The organism is Ochrobactrum teleogrylli, assembly GCF_006376685.1.
Classification (GTDB): domain Bacteria; phylum Pseudomonadota; class Alphaproteobacteria; order Rhizobiales; family Rhizobiaceae; genus Brucella; species Brucella teleogrylli.
Genome location: NZ_VEWL01000002.1, coordinates 25,586 through 46,796, shown reverse-complemented (window position 1 = coordinate 46,796; position 21,211 = coordinate 25,586). Strand labels below are relative to the sequence as shown.

The following is a 21,211-nucleotide window of genomic DNA, read 5'->3' as shown; positions in this document are numbered from 1 at the left end:
ACCTCCACTGGCCTTTATTTTTAACGATTTCTATCTTATCAAATGCTGGTTTCGCCACGCGAACGGTCCGACCGGGCCGATTTTCGTTTCCGGGCCTCTTTGGCCCCATCGCGGTTTCGCAATCTGGAAAGCAGTGTTCATGGTCCTTCCGCAACCGGAAATGCAGGATAATCGCGGTCGTTCCGGCGGAAGTGAGCCGATCTTCAATATTCCAGGCGTGGTGATCGCGCTGATCGGCATCTGCGTGGCGGTCTATGTTTATGAGAACTACCTGATCAGCGAGCAGCAGAACTATGAGTTCATGCTGAACTTCTCGCTGATCCCGGCGCGGTTCTCGATGGCTGGCGGTTTTTCTGACCCGGCAGGCCTGTTCACTTTGATCAGCTATTCCTTCATGCATGGCGGTATCGAGCATATCGTGGTCAATATGATCTGGCTCGCCGCCTTCGGCTCTCCGCTCGCCGGGCGAATCGGAACCGCGCGCATGATCATTTTCTGGATTTTCACGGCGATCATCGCCGGATTGACCCATTACGCGATTTATCCGGATAGCGTGACGCCGCTGGTTGGAGCATCGGGCGCGATTTCCGGCATGATGGGTGCTTCGGCGCGCTATGGGTTCAGGCGCGTGAATGCTGGACGACGCGCGGAATTTGCCGGTCCTGTGCTGCCGGTCGGCTTAACGCTGACGCTGAAACCGGTCATCACCTTCGTTGGCGTCTGGTTCGTGATCAATATCATCACCGGCATTTACACGACCGGCGGGGCTGATCTGTCGGGCATCGCCTGGGAAGCACATATTGGCGGTTTTATCGCCGGTTTCTTCGGGATTTCGCTGCTGGATCGTCCGCGCAGCTATGACGCGGTTCTAAGGCGTTAGAAGAGTTACCTCCCAGTTTTATGGTACTTGCTAATCGGGCAATCAAAGCGCACCATCATGGAACGCGGCGGGAGGAGCTGCGTTCTGTTTTCAGGTGTTTGAGCGCCTGAAACAGCGAATGCTAAATCTTTGGAGGGACTTGGCATGACAGTAAGATCGATTCTCGAACATAAGGGCAGAGACGTTGTCGTCATCGCACCTGCCGACACGCTTTCCCACGCCGTCGCCATGTTGAACCAACACAAGATCGGCGCTCTGGTGGTTTGCGACGAGGCCGGTCATATCAAAGGCATTCTTTCCGAACGCGACGTGGTCCGGGCGCTGTCCCTCAAGGAAAGCGGCGCGATGGCCATGCCGGTTGCCGAGGTCATGACCGCAAAAGTGCAGGTCTGCCGGGAACATCACACGATCAATCAGGTCATGGAAATCATGACGCGTAGCCGTTTCAGACATATGCCGGTTGAAGAACACGGCAAGCTTGTCGGAATCATCTCCATCGGTGACGTCGTGAAACGGCGAATCGAAGATGTGGAACGCGAAGCCGAAGAAATTCGCACCTATATTGCGACCGCTTGAATCAGTTCGTTCGCAAACTCCATGCGCCGGTCGGGATTGCCGATACGGCGCATGAAAACCGAATCAACGATTGCGCAGATAACGCTCCGCCGCATAAAGCGAAATCGCTGCGGCGTTTGAGACGTTCAGCGATTTGATTTCGCCGGGCATGTCGAGGCGGGCAAGCGCGATCACTGTTTCCCGCGTCTTCTGGCGCAGACCTTTGCCTTCCGCGCCGAGAACCAGTGCGATTCGTCCACCGGCAAGCGTTGCTTCCACTTCCTGCGGGCCTTCCGAATCAAGGCCGATGGTCTGGAAACCCAGAGCGTGTAGCTCTTCAATCGCTTCGGCGAGGTTTCTGACCTCAATATGCGGAATCATTTCCAGGGCGCCGGAGGCAGCCTTGGCCAGAACGCCAGTTTCCTGCGGACTGTGGCGGCTGGTTGTGATCAGCGCACCCGCGCCAAAAGCCACAGCAGAGCGCATGATGGCGCCGACATTATGCGGATCGGTTACCTGATCGAGCACCAGCAAAAGCGGGCTTTCCCGCAATTCAGAGAGTTTCTTGGCGCGCAGCGGCTCGGCTTCGATCATCACGCCCTGATGCACGGCGTCGGAACCAGTTTCCTTGTCGATATCCTTCGGGTCGACAATCTCGACCGGGAAGGGGAGCGAATCGGCTTCTCCGATTTCAAGCCGCGCAAAACCATTGCGCGTCGCGCGCATACGCAGAATCCTGCGGGCAGGGTTTTCAACGGCTGCGCGCACCGTATGCAGCCCGTAAAGGCGCACGGTGCCATCCGCGACGGCGCTGGCTGAAATCGACGGGCGCTGGGGCCTGTGCGGCGCCTTGCCTTCTGCGAGGGCCTTCTGGTCGCGATGCTGGCGGCGCAGGCGCGCATAATGTGTATCTTTAGGGGTAGGGGGCGTGTTTTGATCGGTCATGGCGCGCTTATAACTCTTATAGGAGAGGGAAGATAGCTGTTTGCCCTGTAAATGCTATCAGGCTGTTATGGCTGCCTATTAAGAGGCGAAAGCCCGCATATCCCGATTTTTCCGTATGTCGGAATGCATGGGCGAGCCCGGTCTTCCGGAATGCTTTGGCCAAACTGTGGATAGGTATGCATTCTTTTCGCTTTTACCCTGTTGACAGGGGAAGCGCTTATCGTCATAAGGCCCCCCGTGGAGCGACGGCGCGGCCAACAGCCAACCGACTGCTCCACGAAAATGCCTAGTTACTCGACTCTGCTGATAGTGATATTAGGAGGAATGCCCGAGCGGTTAAAGGGGACGGACTGTAAATCCGTTGGCTAAGCCTACGTTGGTTCAAATCCAACTTCCTCCACCACTGTCGGATCAGAGTTTAGAGTATGCGGGTATAGCTCAATGGTAGAGCAGCAGCCTTCCAAGCTGAATACACGGGTTCGATTCCCGTTACCCGCTCCAGTTTTCAAGAGCGGATAGGCGTGTAAGGAATCATCGACGGGCGGTTCGCCGTTCCGTTTTGGCATAAATGCTGGCCCCGAAGCCGATCGGCTTTTGCGCTGGCGCTTGAGCGGTTCTAGAACGAAGAGAACAACGGCGATGGCTAAGAGCAAATTCGAACGTACGAAGCCCCACGTTAACATCGGCACCATCGGTCACGTTGACCATGGCAAGACCTCGCTGACTGCAGCGATCACGAAGTTCTTCGGTGAATTCAAGGCGTATGACCAGATCGACGCTGCACCGGAAGAACGCGCCCGCGGTATCACGATCTCGACGGCTCACGTTGAGTACGAAACTGCCAACCGTCACTACGCACACGTCGATTGCCCAGGCCACGCTGACTATGTGAAGAACATGATCACCGGCGCTGCACAGATGGACGGCGCGATCCTGGTTGTTTCGGCAGCTGACGGCCCGATGCCGCAGACCCGTGAGCACATCCTGCTCGCTCGTCAGGTTGGCGTTCCGGCAATCGTTGTGTTCCTGAACAAGTGCGACCAGGTTGACGACGCAGAACTGCTCGAACTGGTTGAACTGGAAGTGCGCGAACTTCTCTCGAAGTACGACTTCCCGGGCGACGAAGTTCCGATCATCAAGGGCTCGGCTCTTGCAGCTCTCGAAGATTCCTCGAAGGAACTCGGCGAAGACGCAATCCGCAACCTGATGGACGCTGTCGACAACTACATCCCGACCCCGGAACGTCCGGTTGACCAGCCGTTCCTGATGCCGATCGAAGACGTGTTCTCGATCTCGGGTCGCGGTACGGTTGTGACGGGTCGCGTTGAGCGCGGTATCGTCAAGGTCGGCGAAGAAGTTGAAATCGTCGGCATTAAGGCAACCTCGAAGACGACGGTTACCGGCGTTGAAATGTTCCGCAAGCTGCTCGATCAGGGCCAGGCTGGCGACAACATCGGCGCACTGGTTCGCGGCGTTGGCCGTGACGACGTTGAACGCGGTCAGGTTCTCTGCAAGCCGGGTTCGGTCAAGCCGCACACCAAGTTCAAGGCAGAAGCTTACATTCTGACCAAGGACGAAGGTGGCCGTCATACGCCGTTCTTCACCAACTACCGCCCGCAGTTCTACTTCCGTACGACTGACGTGACCGGTATTGTGACCCTGCCGGAAGGCACGGAAATGGTTATGCCTGGCGACAACGTTACCGTTGACGTTTCGCTGATCGTCCCGATCGCCATGGAAGAGAAGCTCCGCTTCGCTATCCGTGAAGGTGGCCGCACCGTCGGTGCAGGCATCGTCGCTTCGATCATCGAGTAATGAATTATCATTGATCGGCGGTTCGCCGCCGGTCATTATGACGCCCAACGTCACTTAGGGGTATAGCTCAGTTGGTAGAGCGACGGTCTCCAAAACCGTAGGTCGCGGGTTCGAGCCCTGCTGCCCCTGCCATTTTTGAAACGGGTGTATGCGGCTTGACTGCATGCGCCCGTTTTCTATATAAGGAAAAGTCTGGCGGCGTTTGCGCTGCCTTAACTTTTTCAGTTTTGTTCGTGTCGAGCGCTTTATGAGCGGTCCATGACATTGCTGGAAAACGATAATTCCCTGTCGGATATGTTGGCCGGGCGGGGAAGGCCGTAATCACACGATTGAATGGTGTGATAGAGCGGTGTGTGCAAGGGTCGGGTTTCCGACAAGCCTGTATGGTATTCTTTTAACCTTTGGGCTTGTGTTTTGTGGGAATCGATTCTATGTAACGTCAACAGACACGCGGTGCGTGGGGCTGATAATTCAGCTTTGCGCGCCGTATACGCGTGGGTTCCGGCTTCTGATTCGCTGATTGATATGATTGGCAGTTCAAAGTTTGGAGGTCGCGCTCGATCAATGACAGAGCGGCAGATGGCATCCAAAACGAATCCGATCACCTTTCTTCAGCAGGTCCGCGCCGAAACGGCAAAGGTAACCTGGCCGACCCGGCGTGAAACGGTCATCTCCACTATTATGGTGGTGATTATGGCGTTTCTGGCTGCTGCGTTCTTTTTCCTTGCCGACCAGCTTATGGCCTATGGCGTAGAATTTATTCTCGGCCTTGGTCGATAAGTCAGGATTGGGGAGTTTTTAGATGACGGCGCGCTGGTACATCGTTCACGCCTATTCAAATTTCGAAAAGAAGGTAGCTGAGGATATCGAAGCCAAAGCTGCGCAGAAGGGTCTGTCCAATCTGATTGAACAGATCGTTGTGCCGACCGAAAAGATCGTTGAAGTGCGCCGCGGCCGCAAGGTCGATGCCGAGCGCAAGTTTTTCCCGGGTTACGTGCTCGTGCGTGCCACGCTTACCGACGCTGTCTTTTCGCTGATCAAGAATACGCCGCGCGTCACCGGTTTCCTCGGTGACTCCAAACCGGTCCCGGTTTCCCAGAAGGAAGTCGATCAGATTCTGAACCAGGTTCAGGATGGCGTTGATCGTCCGAAGACTTCGGTCTCCTTCGAAATCGGTGAGCAGGTTCGCGTTTCCGATGGTCCGTTTGCATCGTTCAACGGTATCGTTCAGGAAGTCGACGAAGAGCGCGCGCGTCTCAAGGTCGAAGTTTCCATCTTTGGGCGCGCGACGCCTGTGGATCTGGAATACGGTCAGGTCGATAAGCTCTGATCGTTTGCCCATAAGGGCATTTCACTCCGGAGCGAGATCCTGAATTGAGCCTGAGGGCATAAGCGGGATCAAAATTCCAACCGGAGTGGAAGTGGTGGAAGGGAAGGTGGCTTAGCCGGTCGTCGATCTCCGCACCACCGAACTGCCCGCCAGTCCGACATTTGTCTGGTTGGCGTCAGTCGAAAGCCGGGTTTCCCGGCGTCAATCGAGAAGCCGGTTTTCCGGCATTGTAAAAAAGGCAGAAAGTAATGGCTAAGAAAATTGCAGGCCAGCTCAAGCTGCAGGTAGCAGCCGGTGCGGCCAATCCGTCGCCTCCGATCGGCCCGGCTCTGGGTCAGCGCGGCATCAACATCATGGAATTCTGCAAGGCGTTCAACGCTGCCTCGCAGGAAATGGAAAAGGGTTCGCCGATTCCAGTCGTGATTACCTATTACCAGGACAAGTCTTTCACTTTTGTGATGAAGACCCCTCCGGTGACCTACTTCCTCAAGAAGGCCGCTAACCTGAAGTCCGGTTCGAAGACCCCGGGCAAGGCAAGCGCCGGCACGATCTCCCGCGACAAGGTTCGCACGATCGCTGAAGCGAAGATGAAAGATCTGAACGCCGCTGACATTGAAGCAGCGATGCGCATGATCGAAGGTTCTGCCCGTTCGATGGGCCTGGAAGTGGTGGGCTGAGACGATGGCGAAGATTTCCAAGCGCATTAACAAGATCCGCGAAGGCGTCGATCGTAACAAGCTGTACGATCTGTCGGCTGCTATCGGTCTCGTCAAGGAACGTGCTGTCGCAAAGTTCGATGAAACCATCGAAATCGCGATGAACCTCGGCGTTGATCCGCGTCACGCTGACCAGATGGTTCGCGGCGTTGTCAACCTGCCGAACGGCACCGGTCGTACGGTTCGCGTTGCTGTTTTCGCACGTGGCGACAAGGCTGAAGAAGCCAAGAAGGCTGGCGCCGACATCGTCGGTGCGGAAGAATTGTTCGAAATCGTCAATGGCGGCAAGATCGATTTCGATCGCTGCATTGCAACCCCGGACATGATGCCGCTCGTCGGTCGTCTCGGTAAGGTGCTCGGCCCGCGTGGCATGATGCCGAACCCGAAGGTTGGCACCGTCACCACTGACGTTGCTGCTGCTGTTGCTGCTTCCAAGGGCGGCGCAGTCGAATTCCGCGTCGAAAAGGCTGGTATCATCCATGCCGGTATCGGCAAGGTTTCGTTCGACTCGCAGAAGCTCGAAGAAAACATCAAGGCTTTCGCTGACGCCGTCATCAAGGCAAAGCCGTCGGCTGCCAAGGGCGAATACGTCAAGCGCGTTTCGCTTTCCTCGACCATGGGCGTTGGCGTCAAGGTCGATCCGGCAACCGTCAAGGTCGTCGCTTAATCTATCTGGGCTCCGGGTCGCCGGAGCCTAAGCCTTTCCTTCGGGGGAGGTGAAACGGTGGCACGCCGGGGATGCGAAGGCAGACCGAAGTGCAAGAATTCCGGATCGCAAGATCCGGATAGCCGGACGAAAGTCCGGTTATCCTGTCCGAGATTGCAGGCGGATCATCATCTTCGGGTGATAATCCTTAAACATACGGCCTGCATGAGACGTGGAATAACCCTGTTTCGCACGAATGTGCATGCAAGGTTTGAACCGTAGTTGCCTTTGAGTGATGCCTGGTTTCCAGGATAGCTGAAGGGGACAGGATCCTCGAGCGCCGGACCAACTGTGAAGTTCGTTCGGCAAAGGCAACCGGCAGGGCCATGTGGTCCTGCCTACTGGAGAGAGACAGTGGATAGAGCGGAAAAACGCGAATTTGTCTCGTGGCTGAACGGCGCTTTTAAAGAGTCCGGTTCGGTCGTCGTGGCCCACTATACCGGTCTCACCGTTGCGCAGATGAGCGATCTTCGCTCGAAGATGCGTGATGCAGGTGGGTCCGTTAAAGTCGCGAAAAACCGCCTTGCCAAAATCGCTCTTCAGGGCACGGAATCGGAAGGCATTTCTGATCTGTTTACAGGTCAGACGGTTGTTGCTTATGCAAACGACCCGATTGCTGCTCCGAAAGTAGCCGTCGAATTCGCCAAGGCTAACGACAAGCTCGTTATCCTCGGTGGTGCAATGGGTGCAACGACGCTTAACGCCGATGGCGTCAAGTCGCTTGCTTCGCTCCCATCGCTCGACGAACTGCGCGCAAAGCTGGTTGGAATGATCCAGACCCCGGCTCAGCGTCTTGCAGTACTTACCAGCGCACCAGCGGGCCAGATCGCTCGCGTTATTGGCGCGCACGCCCGGAAGAACGAGGCGGCGTAAGGCCGTTTTTCGCTGTCAATTGTTCAAACCTTGAAACTAAGGAAATACCAAAATGGCTGATCTCGCAAAGATCGTTGACGACCTGTCGGCACTGACCGTTCTCGAAGCTGCAGAGCTTTCGAAGCTTCTCGAAGAGAAGTGGGGCGTTTCGGCTGCTGCTCCTGTAGCAGTTGCTGCTGCTGGTGGCGCTGCTCCGGCTGCTGCTGCTGAAGAAAAGACCGAATTCGACGTCGTTCTCGCTGACGGCGGCGCTAACAAGATCAACGTGATCAAGGAAGTGCGCGCAATCACCGGTCTCGGCCTCAAGGAAGCCAAGGACCTGGTCGAAGGCGCTCCGAAGGCTGTCAAGGAAGGCGCTTCGAAGGACGAAGCTGAGAAGATCAAGGCACAGCTCGAAGCTGCTGGCGCCAAGGTCGAACTCAAGTAAGTTCGGACTATTCTGGCGGATGGTTTCCATCCGCCAGTTTCCGCCCGTGAAACGGTGGATCGACTGACTGGAAACCCTTTTTCTGAACGCCAGAACGGCTTTCAGAAAACGGGTTTTAGCCCATTAGAGCGCCACGCGTCGGTACGACGCGTAAAGGCCGCTCTAATTTGAGAGTTTGCGCATGATCCTTTCTTCAAATCTATCCGATTTGAAGGGTTATGCGCTTGAAGGACCGCCGAAAGGCGGCGCACGATAAAGGCCGCAAGGCGTGAGCAAGCCGCAAGGCTATAGAACGAGGAGCGACGATGGCTCAGACCCATTCATTCAATGGTCGCAAGCGCGTACGCAAATTTTTCGGCAAGATCCCAGAGGTCGCCGAGATGCCGAACCTTATCGAGGTTCAGAAGGCATCTTACGACCAGTTCCTAATGGTTGAAGAACCATCCGGTGGGCGTCCTGACGAGGGTTTGCAGGCGGTTTTCAAGTCTGTTTTCCCTATCCAGGATTTCTCCGGCGCTTCCATGCTCGAATTCGTCCGCTACGAATTCGATCCACCGAAGTTCGACGTTGACGAATGCCGTCAGCGCGACCTGACCTATTCCGCGCCGCTCAAGGTGACGCTGCGTCTTATCGTATTCGATATTGACGAAGATACCGGCGCGAAGTCCATCAAGGACATCAAGGAGCAGGACGTGTACATGGGCGATATGCCGCTCATGACGGACAACGGCACCTTCATCGTCAACGGCACGGAGCGCGTGATCGTTTCGCAGATGCACCGTTCGCCGGGCGTCTTCTTCGATCATGACAAGGGCAAGACCCATTCTTCGGGCAAGCTCCTGTTCGCTGCTCGCGTCATTCCTTACCGTGGTTCCTGGCTCGACATCGAGTTCGATTCCAAGGACATCGTCTACGCGCGTATCGACCGTCGCCGCAAGCTGCCGGCAACGACGCTGCTCATGGCGCTCGGCATGGACGGCGAAGAGATTCTGTCGACCTTCTACAAGACCGTCACCTATTCGCGTGATGGCGACAACTGGCGCATTCCGTATTCGGCCGAACGCTTCAAGGGCATGAAGATCATTTCTGATCTCATCGACGCGGATACGGGCGAAGTTGTTCTGGAAGCCGGCAAGAAGCTCACGGCCCGTTCGGCCAAGCAGCTCGCTGAAAAGGGTCTGAAGGCCATCAAGGCCACCGAAGACGACCTGTTCGGCGCTTATCTGGCGGAAGACGTCGTCAATTACGCAACCGGCGAGATCTATCTCGAAGCTGGTGACGAAATCGACGAGAAGGTCCTCAAGACGCTGCTCGACACCGGTGAAACCGAGATCAACATCCTGGACATCGATCATATCAACATCGGCGGTTACATCCGTAACACGCTGGCTGTCGATAAGAACGAAAGCCGTCAGGATGCACTGTTCGACATCTATCGCGTGATGCGTCCGGGCGAACCGCCTACGATGGATTCCGCCGAAGCGATGTTCAACTCGCTGTTCTTCGATGCAGAACGTTACGACCTTTCGGCCGTCGGTCGCGTCAAGATGAACATGCGTCTGGACCTTGATGCGGAAGACACCGTGCGCGTGCTGCGCAAGGAAGACATCCTGGCCGTGGTCAAGATGCTGGTCGAACTGCGTGACGGTCGTGGCGAAATCGACGACATCGACAATCTCGGCAACCGCCGCGTGCGTTCGGTCGGCGAGCTGATGGAAAATCAGTACCGCGTCGGTCTGCTCCGCATGGAGCGCGCGATCAAGGAACGTATGTCCTCGATCGAAATCGACACGGTCATGCCGCAGGATCTCATCAACGCGAAGCCCGCAGCGGCTGCCGTTCGTGAATTCTTCGGTTCGTCGCAGCTGTCGCAGTTCATGGATCAGACCAATCCGCTTTCGGAAATCACCCACAAGCGCCGTCTTTCGGCTCTTGGACCGGGCGGTTTGACCCGTGAGCGCGCTGGCTTCGAAGTCCGCGACGTGCATCCGACCCACTATGGCCGTATCTGCCCGATTGAAACGCCGGAAGGCCCGAATATTGGTCTGATCAACTCGCTTGCAACCTTTGCCCGCGTCAACAAGTACGGCTTCATCGAGAGCCCGTACCGTAAGGTGATCGACGGCAAGGTAACGAACGACGTTGTCTATCTGTCGGCCATGGAAGAAGCCAAGCACTCGGTTGCCCAGGCAAACGTGGAGCTGGACGAGCAGGGCGGTTTTGTTGACGAATTCGTCATCTGCCGTCATGCCGGCGAAGTGATGATGGCCCCACGTGAAAACGTGGACCTGATGGACGTTTCGCCGAAGCAGCTCGTTTCGGTTGCAGCAGCGCTCATTCCGTTCCTTGAAAACGACGACGCCAACCGTGCTCTCATGGGCTCGAACATGCAGCGTCAGGCTGTGCCGCTCGTTCGCGCTGAAGCGCCGTTCGTCGGTACGGGCATGGAACCGATTGTGGCTCGCGACTCTGGTGCAGCAATTGCAGCGCGTCGTGGCGGTATTGTCGATCAGGTCGATGCGACCCGTATCGTTATCCGCGCTACGGAAGATCTCGATCCGTCCAAGTCGGGCGTCGATATCTATCGTCTGCAGAAGTTCCAGCGTTCGAACCAGTCGACCTGTATCAACCAGCGTCCGCTCGTTCGCGTCGGCGATCCGATCGGCAAGGGCGACATCATCGCTGACGGTCCGTCGACCGATCTCGGCGATCTGGCTCTCGGCCGCAACGTGCTCGTCGCGTTCATGCCGTGGAACGGTTACAACTACGAAGATTCGATCCTTCTCTCGGAAAAGATCGTTTCGGACGACGTGTTCACCTCGATCCATATCGAGGAATTCGAAGTTGCCGCCCGTGACACCAAGCTTGGACCTGAGGAAATCACCCGCGATATTCCGAACGTTTCGGAAGAAGCGCTGAAGAACCTCGACGAAGCCGGTATCGTCTACATCGGTGCTGAAGTGCATCCTGGCGACATTCTTGTCGGCAAGATCACGCCGAAGGGCGAAAGCCCGATGACGCCGGAAGAAAAGCTTCTGCGCGCCATCTTCGGTGAAAAGGCGTCCGACGTTCGTGACACCTCCATGCGTATGCCGCCCGGAACCTACGGTACGGTTGTGGAAGTTCGCGTTTTCAATCGCCACGGCGTTGAAAAGGACGAACGCGCCATGGCTATCGAGCGCGAGGAAATCGAGCGTCTCGCCAAGGACCGTGACGACGAACAGGCTATCCTGGACCGTAACGTCTATGGCCGTCTGGCCGACATGATCGATGGCAAGGTTGCCGCTGCCGGCCCGAAGGGCTTCAAGAAGGGCACGACGATCAGCCGCGAGCTCATGACCGAGTATCCGCGTTCGCAGTGGTGGCAGTTTGCCGTTGAAGACGAAAAGCTTCAGGGCGAGTTGGAAGCTCTGCGTGGCCAGTACGACGAATCCAAGAAGCTGCTCGAAGCACGCTTCATGGACAAGGTCGAAAAGGTACAGCGCGGCGACGAGATGCCTCCAGGCGTCATGAAGATGGTCAAGGTCTTTGTCGCTGTTAAGCGCAAGATCCAGCCAGGCGACAAGATGGCTGGCCGTCACGGCAACAAGGGTGTGGTTTCGCGCATTCTGCCAGTCGAGGACATGCCGTTCCTCGAAGATGGTACGCATGCCGACATCGTGTTGAACCCGCTTGGCGTTCCGAGCCGTATGAATGTGGGCCAGATTCTGGAAACCCACCTCGGCTGGGCATGCGCTGGCATGGGCAAGAAGATCGGTGAGCTTCTCGACGTTTACCGCAAGACGGCCAATATTGAGCCGCTGCGCGAGACGCTGGAGCACATCTATCCGGACAACGACCGCAACGAACCGATCCGGTCTTATGACAACGATTCCGTTGTCATGCTGGCCAATCAGGTGAAGCGCGGCGTGTCGATCGCAACGCCGGTTTTCGACGGTGCCGTCGAAGCCGACATCAATGCGATGCTGACGGATGCCGGTCTTGCGACCTCGGGTCAGTCGACGCTTTACGATGGACGTACGGGTGAGCCGTTCGACCGTCAGGTGACCATGGGCTACATCTATATGTTGAAGCTCCACCACCTGGTCGACGACAAGATCCACGCACGTTCGATCGGACCTTACTCGCTCGTTACGCAGCAGCCTCTGGGCGGCAAGGCCCAGTTCGGTGGCCAGCGCTTCGGCGAAATGGAGGTCTGGGCACTGGAAGCATATGGTGCGGCTTACACGCTGCAGGAAATGCTGACGGTCAAGTCGGACGACGTGGCAGGCCGTACCAAGGTCTACGAAGCCATCGTGCGCGGAGACGACACGTTCGAAGCGGGCATTCCAGAGAGCTTCAACGTTCTCGTCAAGGAAATGCGCTCGCTCGGCCTCAATGTCGAACTCGACGACACGCGTGATGCTGAACAGCCGGCCCTGCCGGACGCTGCAGAGTAAAAATATCGAGGCGCGCCATGGTCTTGCCGTGGCGCGCCCGTATACTCGTTTCATCGGAGTGGTTTTCTGAGCCGCTGGAGGGAACGAGACTACGGCAAGCCAGTTCAAAAACTGAGTAGTACCGCGATTTCTTTTCCAGATGGCAGGGATTTTCAGCCTGTCATCGACGACACACAGGGCGGCGGATCGCCCTTAAGGAGAACGGCATGAACCAAGAGGTCATGAATCTTTTCAATCCTCAGGCTCCAGCGCAAACGTTCGATTCCATCAGAATCTCGATCGCCAGCCCTGAGAAGATTCTGTCCTGGTCATACGGCGAGATCAAGAAGCCGGAGACGATCAACTACCGCACGTTCAAGCCAGAACGCGATGGTCTCTTCTGCGCGCGCATCTTCGGCCCGATCAAGGACTATGAATGCTTGTGCGGCAAGTACAAGCGTATGAAATACAAAGGCATCATCTGCGAAAAATGCGGTGTGGAAGTCACGCTCTCTCGCGTTCGTCGCGAGCGTATGGGCCATATCGAACTCGCAGCTCCGGTTGCTCACATCTGGTTTTTGAAGTCGCTGCCGAGCCGTATCGGCACGCTGCTGGACATGACGCTCAAGGATATCGAGCGCGTGCTGTATTTCGAAAATTACATCGTGACCGAACCGGGCCTGACCTCGCTGAAGGAGCATCAGCTTCTTTCGGAAGAGGAATACATGATCGCCGTCGATGAATTCGGCGAAGATCAGTTCACGGCTCTTATCGGAGCAGAAGCTATCTACGAGCTTTTGGCTTCGATGGAACTTGAAAAGATTGCCGCCGATCTGCGCGTCGATCTGGCCGAGACCACCTCGGACCTGAAGCAGAAGAAGCTGATGAAGCGTCTGAAGATCGTCGAAAACTTTCTGGAGTCGGGAAACCGTCCGGAATGGATGATCATGAAGATCGTGCCGGTCATCCCGCCGGATCTGCGTCCGCTCGTGCCGCTGGACGGCGGTCGTTTCGCGACGTCGGATCTGAACGATCTGTACCGCCGCGTCATCAACCGTAACAACCGTCTCAAGCGCCTGATCGAACTGCGCGCACCGGGCATCATCATCCGTAACGAAAAGCGCATGCTGCAGGAAGCTGTGGACGCGCTGTTCGACAACGGTCGTCGTGGCCGCGTGATTACGGGCGCCAACAAGCGTCCGCTGAAGTCGCTGTCCGACATGCTCAAGGGCAAGCAGGGTCGCTTCCGTCAGAACCTGCTCGGCAAGCGCGTCGACTATTCTGGCCGTTCGGTTATCGTGACCGGTCCAGAACTGAAGCTGCACCAGTGCGGTCTGCCGAAGAAGATGGCGCTCGAACTGTTCAAGCCGTTCATCTATGCTCGTCTTGACGCCAAGGGCTATTCGTCCACCGTCAAGCAGGCGAAGAAGCTGGTTGAAAAGGAACGTCCGGAAGTCTGGGATATCCTTGACGAAGTGATCCGTGAGCATCCGGTTCTTTTGAACCGCGCTCCGACGCTGCACCGTCTCGGCATCCAGGCCTTCGAACCCACCCTGATCGAAGGCAAGGCAATCCAGCTGCATCCGCTCGTTTGTACGGCTTTCAACGCCGACTTCGACGGTGACCAGATGGCTGTTCACGTGCCGCTGTCGCTGGAAGCCCAGCTTGAAGCACGCGTGCTGATGATGTCGACCAACAACATCCTGCACCCGGCCAACGGCGCGCCGATCATCGTTCCTTCGCAGGACATGGTTCTCGGCCTCTATTATCTGTCCATCGTGGCAGACAAGGAGCCGGGCGAGGGCATGATGTTTGCCGATATGGGCGAACTTCAGCACGCGCTGGAAACCAAGGTCGTCACGCTGCACACCAAGATCAAGGGTCGTTTCAAAACGGTCGATGCCGAAGGCAAGCCTGTGTCGAAGATTTACGACACGACGCCTGGCCGCATGATCACGGGTGAACTGCTGCCGAAGAACGCCAATGTGCCGTTCGATATCTGCAATCAGGAGATGACCAAGAAGAACATCTCCAAGATGATCGACCACGTCTACCGCCATTGCGGTCAGAAAGAGACGGTTATCTTCTGCGATCGCATCATGCAGCTCGGCTTTGCCCATGCCTGCCGTGCGGGTATCTCGTTCGGTAAGGATGACATGGTCATTCCGGACACCAAGGCGAAGATCGTTGCGGACACCGAAGCGCTCACGACCGAATACGAACAGCAGTACAATGACGGCCTGATCACTCAGGGCGAAAAGTACAACAAGGTCGTCGACGCCTGGGGCAAGGCTACCGACAAGATCACCGAAGAGATGATGGCGCGCCTGAAGGCCGTCGAATTCGATCCGGTGACCGGTCGCCAGAAGCAGATGAACTCGGTCTACATGATGTCGCATTCGGGTGCCCGTGGTTCGGTCAACCAGATGCGTCAGCTTGGCGGTATGCGCGGCCTGATGGCCAAGCCGTCGGGTGAAATCATCGAAACCCCGATCATCTCGAACTTCAAGGAAGGCCTGACCGTTAACGAGTACTTCAACTCGACCCACGGTGCCCGTAAGGGTCTGGCAGACACCGCGTTGAAGACGGCTAACTCGGGCTACCTGACCCGTCGTCTCGTTGACGTTGCACAGGATGCGATCATTTCGGAAGTCGATTGCGGCGCCGAAATCGGTCTCACCATGCAGCCGATCGTCGATGCCGGCCAGATCGTGGCTTCGATTGGTCAGCGCGTTCTGGGCCGTACGGCTCTCGATCCGATCCTGCATCCGGCAACTGGCGAAGTCATCGTCGAAGCTGGCCGCATGATCGAGGAAAAGGACGTCGAGATCATCGAGAAGGCTGGTATCCAGTCGATCCGCATCCGTTCGGCGCTGACCTGCGAAACCCGCAACGGCGTTTGCGCCAAGTGCTACGGTCGCGATCTCGCACGCGGTACTCCGGTCAACCAGGGCGAAGCTGTCGGCGTTATCGCCGCTCAGTCGATTGGCGAGCCGGGCACCCAGCTCACCATGCGTACCTTCCACTTGGGCGGCACGGCACAGGTTGTCGACTCGTCCTACCTGGAAGCTTCGTATGAAGGCACCGTCAAGCTGCGTAACCGCAATGTGGTTCGCAACTCCGATGGCAACCTCGTGGTGATGGGCCGTAACATGGCTGTGCTGATCCTCGACAACACGGGCAAGGAACGTGCGGTCCATCGCGTGACCTACGGTTCGCGTCTGTTCGTTGACGAGGCCGACACGGTCAAGCGCGGTCAGCGTATTGCCGAGTGGGATCCGTACACCCGTCCGATCATGACCGAAGTTGAAGGCTACGTTGAGTTCGAAGATCTCGTCGATGGTCTTTCGGTTTCGGAATCGGCTGACGAGTCGACCGGTATCACGAAGCGCGTCGTTATCGACTGGCGTTCGACCCCGCGCGGTTCGGATCTCAAGCCTGCCATGGTCATCAAGGACAAGGCCGGCAAGATCCTCAAGCTGTCGAAGGGTGGTGATGCCCGCTTCATGCTCTCGGTGGAATCGATCCTTTCGGTCGAACCGGGCGCGCATGTGAAGGCTGGTGACGTTATCGCCCGTCTGCCGATGGAAAGCGCCAAGACCAAGGACATCACCGGTGGTCTGCCGCGCGTTGCCGAACTGTTCGAAGCACGTCGTCCGAAGGACCATGCCGTCATCGCAGAGATCGATGGTACTGTTCGTTTCGGTCGCGACTACAAGAACAAGCGTCGCATCATCATCGAGCCGAACGACGACACGGTCGAGCCGGTCGAGTACCTCATTCCGAAGGGCAAGCCGTTCCATCTTCAGGACGGTGACGTCATCGAAAAGGGTGAGTACATCCTCGACGGCAACCCGGCACCGCATGACATTCTGGCGATCAAGGGCGTCGAAGCTCTGGCTTCGTACCTCGTGAACGAAATCCAGGAAGTCTATCGTTTGCAGGGCGTTTTGATCAACGACAAGCACATCGAAGTGATTGTCCGTCAGATGCTGCAGAAGGTCGAGATCACCGAATCCGGCGATACCGGTTACATCACCGGCGATCACGTGGATCGTATCGAACTCGACGAGATCAACGAACGTCTGGTCGAAGAAGGCAAGAAGCCGGGTTACGGCAATCCTGTCCTCCTCGGCATCACCAAGGCTTCGTTGCAGACTCCGTCCTTCATCTCGGCTGCGTCGTTCCAGGAAACGACCCGCGTGCTTACCGAAGCTGCGGTTGCCGGCAAGATGGACACGCTGCAGGGGCTCAAGGAAAACGTCATCGTCGGCCGTCTTATCCCGGCCGGTACTGGCGGCATGACCAACCAGATCCGTCGTATCGCGACAGCTCGCGACGAGCTGATCATCGACGAGCGCCGCAAGTCTTCCGGTTCGTCGGAAGCCAATGCGATGCTGGTGGACATGACCAACAACGCTGCCGAGTAATCGGTAGATACAAAACTGAAAAGGCCGCCCTTCGAGGCGGCCTTTTTGTTTGTCCCTTTGAGCAGGAGAGGGGGCGCTATGAAAGCAAAAGAAAAAGGCGCATCCGGTTTTCGGAATGCGCCTTGTTCACGGAAGCATTTTCCGCGGAGTGCTTCGCACCCGTACCGGAAACGCTTTCGCTAAATCTTACTCTTCTTCTTCGTCGTCGCCGTCAAATTCGATCAGCGCGACTTCACCGCTCAGAGCGGTTGCCCATGCACTTTTGTGCGGCTCTTCAGCAGGCTCTTCGGTGAGGGTGCCCATCTCAAGAAGTTCGGCTTCATGATAACCTTCCTCAGCGAGAATGCCGAGAACGGTCTGAACCAGATCTTCGTCTTCGTCCGCCTTCAAGAGCAGATGCACTTCGACGGGGGATTCTTCACCCTCGTTCCAGACGTCGGCGATGACCAGGTGGACGGTTGGCGAATCGTCGCCGGCGGATGCAGTGGTGGAAGACATTGAGAATCTCTTAATATTGGGTTGCGTTTCGACTCGGATGTGTTTCAATAACGGCTCACGGGCGCCAACACCATGGTGCCACGTGAAAATGACGGTTTTGATCGCGAAATAAGTGCGATTTCGCGCCGATTACAGCGCAATAACCTGTCCGGCCAAGGCCGAAACGCCGGTTTCCTGCCCTTTGGCGAAGAAACTTGGCCCAACTCCCTTGACGAAACGTCGCTAAAGACGTATCAGCAGCCCATCTGAGCCGATGTGAGACAGGCTTGTTCGGGACGACGCGTCCTGAAGTTCGTCTCAAACAGGGTTCGTTTTACGATCGAAATGCAATTTGCCGTTCGCATGAAGCGTCAGCTTCCTCTGCTTTTGTTCGGGGTGGTCACCGGTTGTCGTGACTTGTCCCGAATTCGTGCATCAGCATGGCGGTGAAACGGCCCATATGGGCGTGGATACGAGATTTTTTATAGAGGAAGGTTGTATGCCAACCGTAAACCAGCTTATCCGCAAGCCGCGCATTGCGCCGGTAAAGCGCAATAAGGTTCCTGCACTGCAGGCAAACCCTCAAAAGCGCGGCGTTTGCACCCGCGTGTACACGACGACCCCGAAGAAGCCGAACTCGGCTCTCCGTAAGGTTGCCAAGGTTCGTCTGACGAACGGCTTCGAAGTTATCGGTTATATCCCTGGTGAAGGGCATAACCTGCAGGAGCACTCGGTCGTCATGATCCGCGGCGGTCGTGTAAAGGACTTGCCAGGTGTGCGTTACCACATCATCCGCGGCGTTCTCGATACCCAGGGTGTCAAGAACCGCAAGCAGCGCCGTTCGAAGTACGGTGCAAAGCGTCCGAAGTAAGATTTTCCGGGGATACCGGCCGCCAGAAGGCGAGCTGAGCCCGATGTAATTGAAAGAAGAGACGAAATGTCCAGACGCCATAAGGCTGAGAAGCGTGAGATTAATCCGGATCCAAAGTTCGGCGATCTCGTTATCACGAAGTTCATGAATGCAGTCATGCTGCATGGCAAGAAGTCGGTTGCTGAAAGCATCGTTTACGGTGCGCTCGATTCAATCGAAGCCAAGGCGAAGTCCGAGCCGGTCGCGCTGTTCCATCAGGCGCTCGACAACGTAGCTCCGCACATCGAAGTCCGTTCGCGCCGCGTTGGTGGTGCAACCTATCAGGTTCCGGTCGATGTGCGTCCAGAACGCCGCCAGGCGCTTGCCATCCGTTGGCTCATTAATGCTGCTCGTGGCCGTAACGAGACGACAATGATTGATCGTCTGTCCGGTGAGCTGCTTGATGCTGCTAACAACCGTGGTTCTGCTGTGAAGAAGCGTGAAGACACGCATCGCATGGCTGAAGCCAACCGCGCCTTCTCGCATTACCGCTGGTAATCGTCGAAACCTATTCAAAGAGCGACTATCATGGCCCGCGAATACAAAATCGAAGACTACCGCAATTTCGGTATCATGGCTCACATCGACGCCGGTAAGACGACGATGACCGAGCGCATCCTGTTCTATACCGGTAAGAACCATAAGATCGGCGAAACCCACGATGGTGCGTCGACCATGGACTGGATGGAGCAGGAACAGGAACGCGGTATCACCATCACGTCCGCTGCTACGACCACGTTCTGGCAGGGCCGGGATGGCAAGAAGCGCCGCTTCAACATCATCGACACTCCGGGCCACGTCGACTTCACGATTGAAGTTGAACGTTCGCTCCGCGTTCTCGACGGCGCGATCGCGCTGCTCGACGCCAACGCTGGCGTTGAGCCTCAGACGGAAACCGTGTGGCGTCAGGCTGAAAAGTACCACGTCCCCCGTATGGTCTTCGTCAACAAGATGGACAAGATCGGTGCTGACTTCTACCGTTGCGTAGAAATGGTTGGCTCGCGTCTTGGCGCTGTTGCACTTCCGGTTCAGCTGCCGATCGGCGCTGAAAACGAGTTCACCGGCGTTATCGACCTGATCGAAATGAAGGCCCTGACCTGGGATGGCACCATCGGCGCAGCTGCCGAAGTTGGCGAAATCCCTGCAGACCTCAAGGACAAGGCTGAAGAATACCGCGAAAAGCTCATCGAGCTGGCCGTGGAAATCGACGAAGCCGCGATGGAAGCATATCTGGAAGGCACCATGCCGACCAATGATGAGCTGCGCGCGCTGATCCGCAAGGGCACGATCGACGTCAAGTTCCATCCGATCCTCTGCGGTACCGCATTCAAGAACCGTGGCGTTCAGCCGCTTCTTGACGCTGTTGTCGAGTTCCTGCCGGCTCCGACCGACGTTCCTGCCATCAAGGGCATTGACGTCAAGACGGAAACCGAAACGACCCGCGAATCTTCGGATGAAGCTCCGCTGTCGATGCTTGCGTTCAAGATCATGAACGACCCGTTCGTCGGTTCGCTCACCTTCGCACGCATCTACTCGGGCAAGCTGACCAAGGGCGTTTCGCTGGAAAACACCGTCAAGGGCAAGCGTGAGCGTATCGGCCGTATGCTGCAGATGCACTCGAACAGCCGTGAAGACATCGAAGAAGCCTTTGCTGGCGACATCGTTGCTCTGGCTGGCCTCAAGGAAACCACCACTGGCGATACGCTCTGCGATCCGCTGAAGCCGGTTATCCTTGAACGCATGGAATTCCCGGATCCGGTTATCGAAATCGCGATCGAGCCGAAGACCAAGGCCGACCAGGAAAAGATGGGCATCGCGCTCAATCGTCTGGCAGCTGAAGATCCTTCGTTCCGCGTAAAGTCGGATGAAGAATCCGGTCAGACCATCATCGCCGGCATGGGCGAACTTCACCTCGACATTCTCGTCGATCGCATGAAGCGCGAATTCAAGGTTGAAGCCAACGTCGGTGCTCCGCAGGTTGCTTACCGTGAATCGATCACCCGTCAGGCTGAAATCGATTACACCCACAAGAAGCAGTCGGGTGGTTCGGGTCAGTTCGCTCGCGTGAAGATCATCTTCGAACCGCATGATGGCGACGATTTCATCTTCGAATCGAAGATCGTCGGCGGATCGGTTCCGAAGGAATACATTCCGGGTGTCCAGAAGGGTATCGAAAGCGTCATGGGTGCGGGTCCGCTCGCCGGCTTCCCGATGCTCGGCGTGAAGGCCACCCTGATCGACGGCGCGTACCATGACGTTGACTCGTCTGTTCTCGCCTTCGAAATCGCGTCCCGTGCAGCGTTCCGTGAAGGTGCGCAGAAGGCTGGCGCTCAACTCCTCGAGCCGATCATGAAGGTCGAGGTTGTTACGCCGGAAGATTACGTTGGTGACGTTATCGGCGATCTGAACTCGCGTCGCGGTCAGATTTCCGGCACCGAAGCCCGCGGCATCGCCACGGTCGTCAATGCAAACGTTCCGCTGGCCAACATGTTTGGCTACGTGAATTCGCTGCGTTCGATGTCCCAGGGCCGTGCACAGTACACGATGCAGTTCGACCATTATGAGCCGGTTCCGACGGCGGTCGCACAGGAAATCCAAAAGAAGTTTGCGTAATCGGAGCGCATGTCTCCCGGAAGTGGATACCGGTTCCGGGAGAAAGACATGCGTAATCTGAAGGTTACGCTCCCAATCAAAAGAATGCCTGAGCAGGCTAAATTTACGGAGAGCTC

At 56.7% G+C, this 21,211-nt stretch carries 16 protein-coding genes and 3 tRNA genes; 17 read left to right on the top strand and 2 right to left on the bottom strand.

Going from position 1 to position 21,211, the window contains the following annotated elements; translation table 11 throughout:
- Positions 1–139 precede the first annotated feature (139 nt).
- Both FIC94_RS04325 and FIC94_RS04320 read left to right on the top strand, forming a co-directional pair.
- Complete coding sequence (locus tag FIC94_RS04325) at positions 140–880, top strand: rhomboid family intramembrane serine protease (RefSeq protein WP_109369240.1); 741 nt, start codon at positions 140–142, stop codon at positions 878–880.
- 144 nt (positions 881–1,024) lie between these two features.
- Positions 1,025–1,456, top strand: a complete 432-nt coding sequence (locus tag FIC94_RS04320) for a CBS domain-containing protein (protein ID WP_109369239.1) — start codon at positions 1,025–1,027, stop codon at positions 1,454–1,456.
- Between the two features lie 63 nt (positions 1,457–1,519).
- Here FIC94_RS04320 and rlmB read toward each other — a convergent pair whose 3' ends face one another.
- A complete protein-coding gene (rlmB, locus tag FIC94_RS04315) occupies positions 1,520–2,380 on the bottom strand; it encodes a 23S rRNA (guanosine(2251)-2'-O)-methyltransferase RlmB (RefSeq protein ID WP_140024055.1) in 861 nt (286 codons plus the stop codon).
- 318 nt (positions 2,381–2,698) lie between these two features.
- On the opposite strand from rlmB, the gene FIC94_RS04310 reads away from it, so the two are divergent.
- The 12 genes from FIC94_RS04310 (at position 2,699) to rpoC (ending at position 17,095) form a co-directional block, all read left to right on the top strand.
- Positions 2,699–2,783: transfer RNA gene (locus FIC94_RS04310), tRNA-Tyr, on the top strand.
- Between the two features lie 24 nt (positions 2,784–2,807).
- Positions 2,808–2,881, top strand: a tRNA-Gly gene (locus FIC94_RS04305).
- 138 nt (positions 2,882–3,019) lie between these two features.
- Positions 3,020–4,195, top strand: coding sequence for an elongation factor Tu (tuf, locus tag FIC94_RS04295; RefSeq protein WP_109369229.1), 1,176 nt, complete (start codon positions 3,020–3,022; stop codon positions 4,193–4,195).
- 56 nt (positions 4,196–4,251) lie between these two features.
- Positions 4,252–4,327: transfer RNA gene (locus tag FIC94_RS04290), tRNA-Trp, on the top strand.
- Positions 4,328–4,774: 447 nt separating this feature from the next.
- The gene (secE, locus tag FIC94_RS04285) at positions 4,775–4,975 is read left to right on the top strand and encodes a preprotein translocase subunit SecE (RefSeq protein WP_109370252.1); all 201 of its coding nucleotides are present in this window, start codon (positions 4,775–4,777) and stop codon (positions 4,973–4,975) included.
- Between the two features lie 22 nt (positions 4,976–4,997).
- Positions 4,998–5,525: a transcription termination/antitermination protein NusG gene (gene nusG, locus FIC94_RS04280; RefSeq protein ID WP_109369237.1), complete on the top strand. Its 528-nt coding sequence runs from the start codon at positions 4,998–5,000 to the stop codon at positions 5,523–5,525.
- Positions 5,526–5,773: 248 nt separating this feature from the next.
- Positions 5,774–6,202 carry a 50S ribosomal protein L11 gene (gene rplK / locus FIC94_RS04275; RefSeq protein WP_010659903.1) on the top strand — a complete coding sequence of 143 codons (429 nt, stop codon included), beginning with the start codon at positions 5,774–5,776 and terminating at the stop codon, positions 6,200–6,202.
- Positions 6,203–6,206: 4 nt separating this feature from the next.
- Entirely contained in the window at positions 6,207–6,908 is a 702-nt protein-coding gene (rplA, locus tag FIC94_RS04270) for a 50S ribosomal protein L1 (protein ID WP_109369236.1), read from the top strand.
- A gap of 393 nt (positions 6,909–7,301) precedes the next feature.
- On the top strand, positions 7,302–7,820 hold the full coding sequence (rplJ, locus tag FIC94_RS04265) for a 50S ribosomal protein L10 (RefSeq protein ID WP_010659905.1): 519 nt from the start codon (positions 7,302–7,304) through the stop codon (positions 7,818–7,820).
- Positions 7,821–7,872: 52 nt separating this feature from the next.
- Complete coding sequence (gene rplL, locus FIC94_RS04260; RefSeq protein ID WP_010659906.1) at positions 7,873–8,247, top strand: 50S ribosomal protein L7/L12; 375 nt, start codon at positions 7,873–7,875, stop codon at positions 8,245–8,247.
- Positions 8,248–8,552: 305 nt separating this feature from the next.
- Positions 8,553–12,686 (top strand): DNA-directed RNA polymerase subunit beta, encoded by a 4,134-nt coding sequence (gene rpoB / locus FIC94_RS04250; protein ID WP_109369234.1) that lies wholly within the window; start codon positions 8,553–8,555, stop codon positions 12,684–12,686.
- A gap of 206 nt (positions 12,687–12,892) precedes the next feature.
- The gene (rpoC, locus tag FIC94_RS04245) at positions 12,893–17,095 is read left to right on the top strand and encodes a DNA-directed RNA polymerase subunit beta' (RefSeq protein ID WP_109369233.1); all 4,203 of its coding nucleotides are present in this window, start codon (positions 12,893–12,895) and stop codon (positions 17,093–17,095) included.
- A 186-nt stretch (positions 17,096–17,281) separates the two neighbouring features.
- On the opposite strand, the gene FIC94_RS04240 is transcribed toward rpoC, so the two are convergent.
- Entirely contained in the window at positions 17,282–17,593 is a 312-nt protein-coding gene (locus FIC94_RS04240; protein WP_140024053.1) for a hypothetical protein, read from the bottom strand.
- Positions 17,594–18,071: 478 nt separating this feature from the next.
- Here FIC94_RS04240 and rpsL point away from each other — a divergent pair, with 478 nt between their 5' ends.
- The 3 genes from rpsL (at position 18,072) to fusA (ending at position 21,095) form a co-directional block, all read left to right on the top strand.
- Positions 18,072–18,443: a 30S ribosomal protein S12 gene (gene rpsL, locus FIC94_RS04235; protein WP_006471111.1), complete on the top strand. Its 372-nt coding sequence runs from the start codon at positions 18,072–18,074 to the stop codon at positions 18,441–18,443.
- Positions 18,444–18,509: 66 nt separating this feature from the next.
- Positions 18,510–18,980 carry a 30S ribosomal protein S7 gene (gene rpsG / locus FIC94_RS04230; protein ID WP_109369231.1) on the top strand — a complete coding sequence of 157 codons (471 nt, stop codon included), beginning with the start codon at positions 18,510–18,512 and terminating at the stop codon, positions 18,978–18,980.
- 30 nt (positions 18,981–19,010) lie between these two features.
- Positions 19,011–21,095: an elongation factor G gene (fusA, locus tag FIC94_RS04225; protein WP_109369230.1), complete on the top strand. Its 2,085-nt coding sequence runs from the start codon at positions 19,011–19,013 to the stop codon at positions 21,093–21,095.
- Positions 21,096–21,211 lie beyond the last annotated feature (116 nt).

Bases quoted from the DNA above. Each gene is read 5' to 3' on its own strand.
- FIC94_RS04325 (WP_109369240.1), top strand. From the start codon at position 140: ATGGTCCTTCCGCAACCGGAAATGCAGGATAATCGCGGTCGTTCCGGC.
- FIC94_RS04320 (WP_109369239.1), top strand. From the start codon at position 1,025: ATGACAGTAAGATCGATTCTCGAACATAAGGGCAGAGACGTTGTCGTC.
- rlmB (WP_140024055.1), bottom strand. From the start codon at position 2,380: ATGACCGATCAAAACACGCCCCCTACCCCTAAAGATACACATTATGCG.
- tuf (WP_109369229.1), top strand. From the start codon at position 3,020: ATGGCTAAGAGCAAATTCGAACGTACGAAGCCCCACGTTAACATCGGC.
- secE (WP_109370252.1), top strand. From the start codon at position 4,775: ATGGCATCCAAAACGAATCCGATCACCTTTCTTCAGCAGGTCCGCGCC.
- nusG (WP_109369237.1), top strand. From the start codon at position 4,998: ATGACGGCGCGCTGGTACATCGTTCACGCCTATTCAAATTTCGAAAAG.
- rplK (WP_010659903.1), top strand. From the start codon at position 5,774: ATGGCTAAGAAAATTGCAGGCCAGCTCAAGCTGCAGGTAGCAGCCGGT.
- rplA (WP_109369236.1), top strand. From the start codon at position 6,207: ATGGCGAAGATTTCCAAGCGCATTAACAAGATCCGCGAAGGCGTCGAT.
- rplL (WP_010659906.1), top strand. From the start codon at position 7,873: ATGGCTGATCTCGCAAAGATCGTTGACGACCTGTCGGCACTGACCGTT.
- rpoB (WP_109369234.1), top strand. From the start codon at position 8,553: ATGGCTCAGACCCATTCATTCAATGGTCGCAAGCGCGTACGCAAATTT.
- rpoC (WP_109369233.1), top strand. From the start codon at position 12,893: ATGAACCAAGAGGTCATGAATCTTTTCAATCCTCAGGCTCCAGCGCAA.
- FIC94_RS04240 (WP_140024053.1), bottom strand. From the start codon at position 17,593: ATGTCTTCCACCACTGCATCCGCCGGCGACGATTCGCCAACCGTCCAC.
- rpsL (WP_006471111.1), top strand. From the start codon at position 18,072: ATGCCAACCGTAAACCAGCTTATCCGCAAGCCGCGCATTGCGCCGGTA.
- rpsG (WP_109369231.1), top strand. From the start codon at position 18,510: ATGTCCAGACGCCATAAGGCTGAGAAGCGTGAGATTAATCCGGATCCA.
- fusA (WP_109369230.1), top strand. From the start codon at position 19,011: ATGGCCCGCGAATACAAAATCGAAGACTACCGCAATTTCGGTATCATG.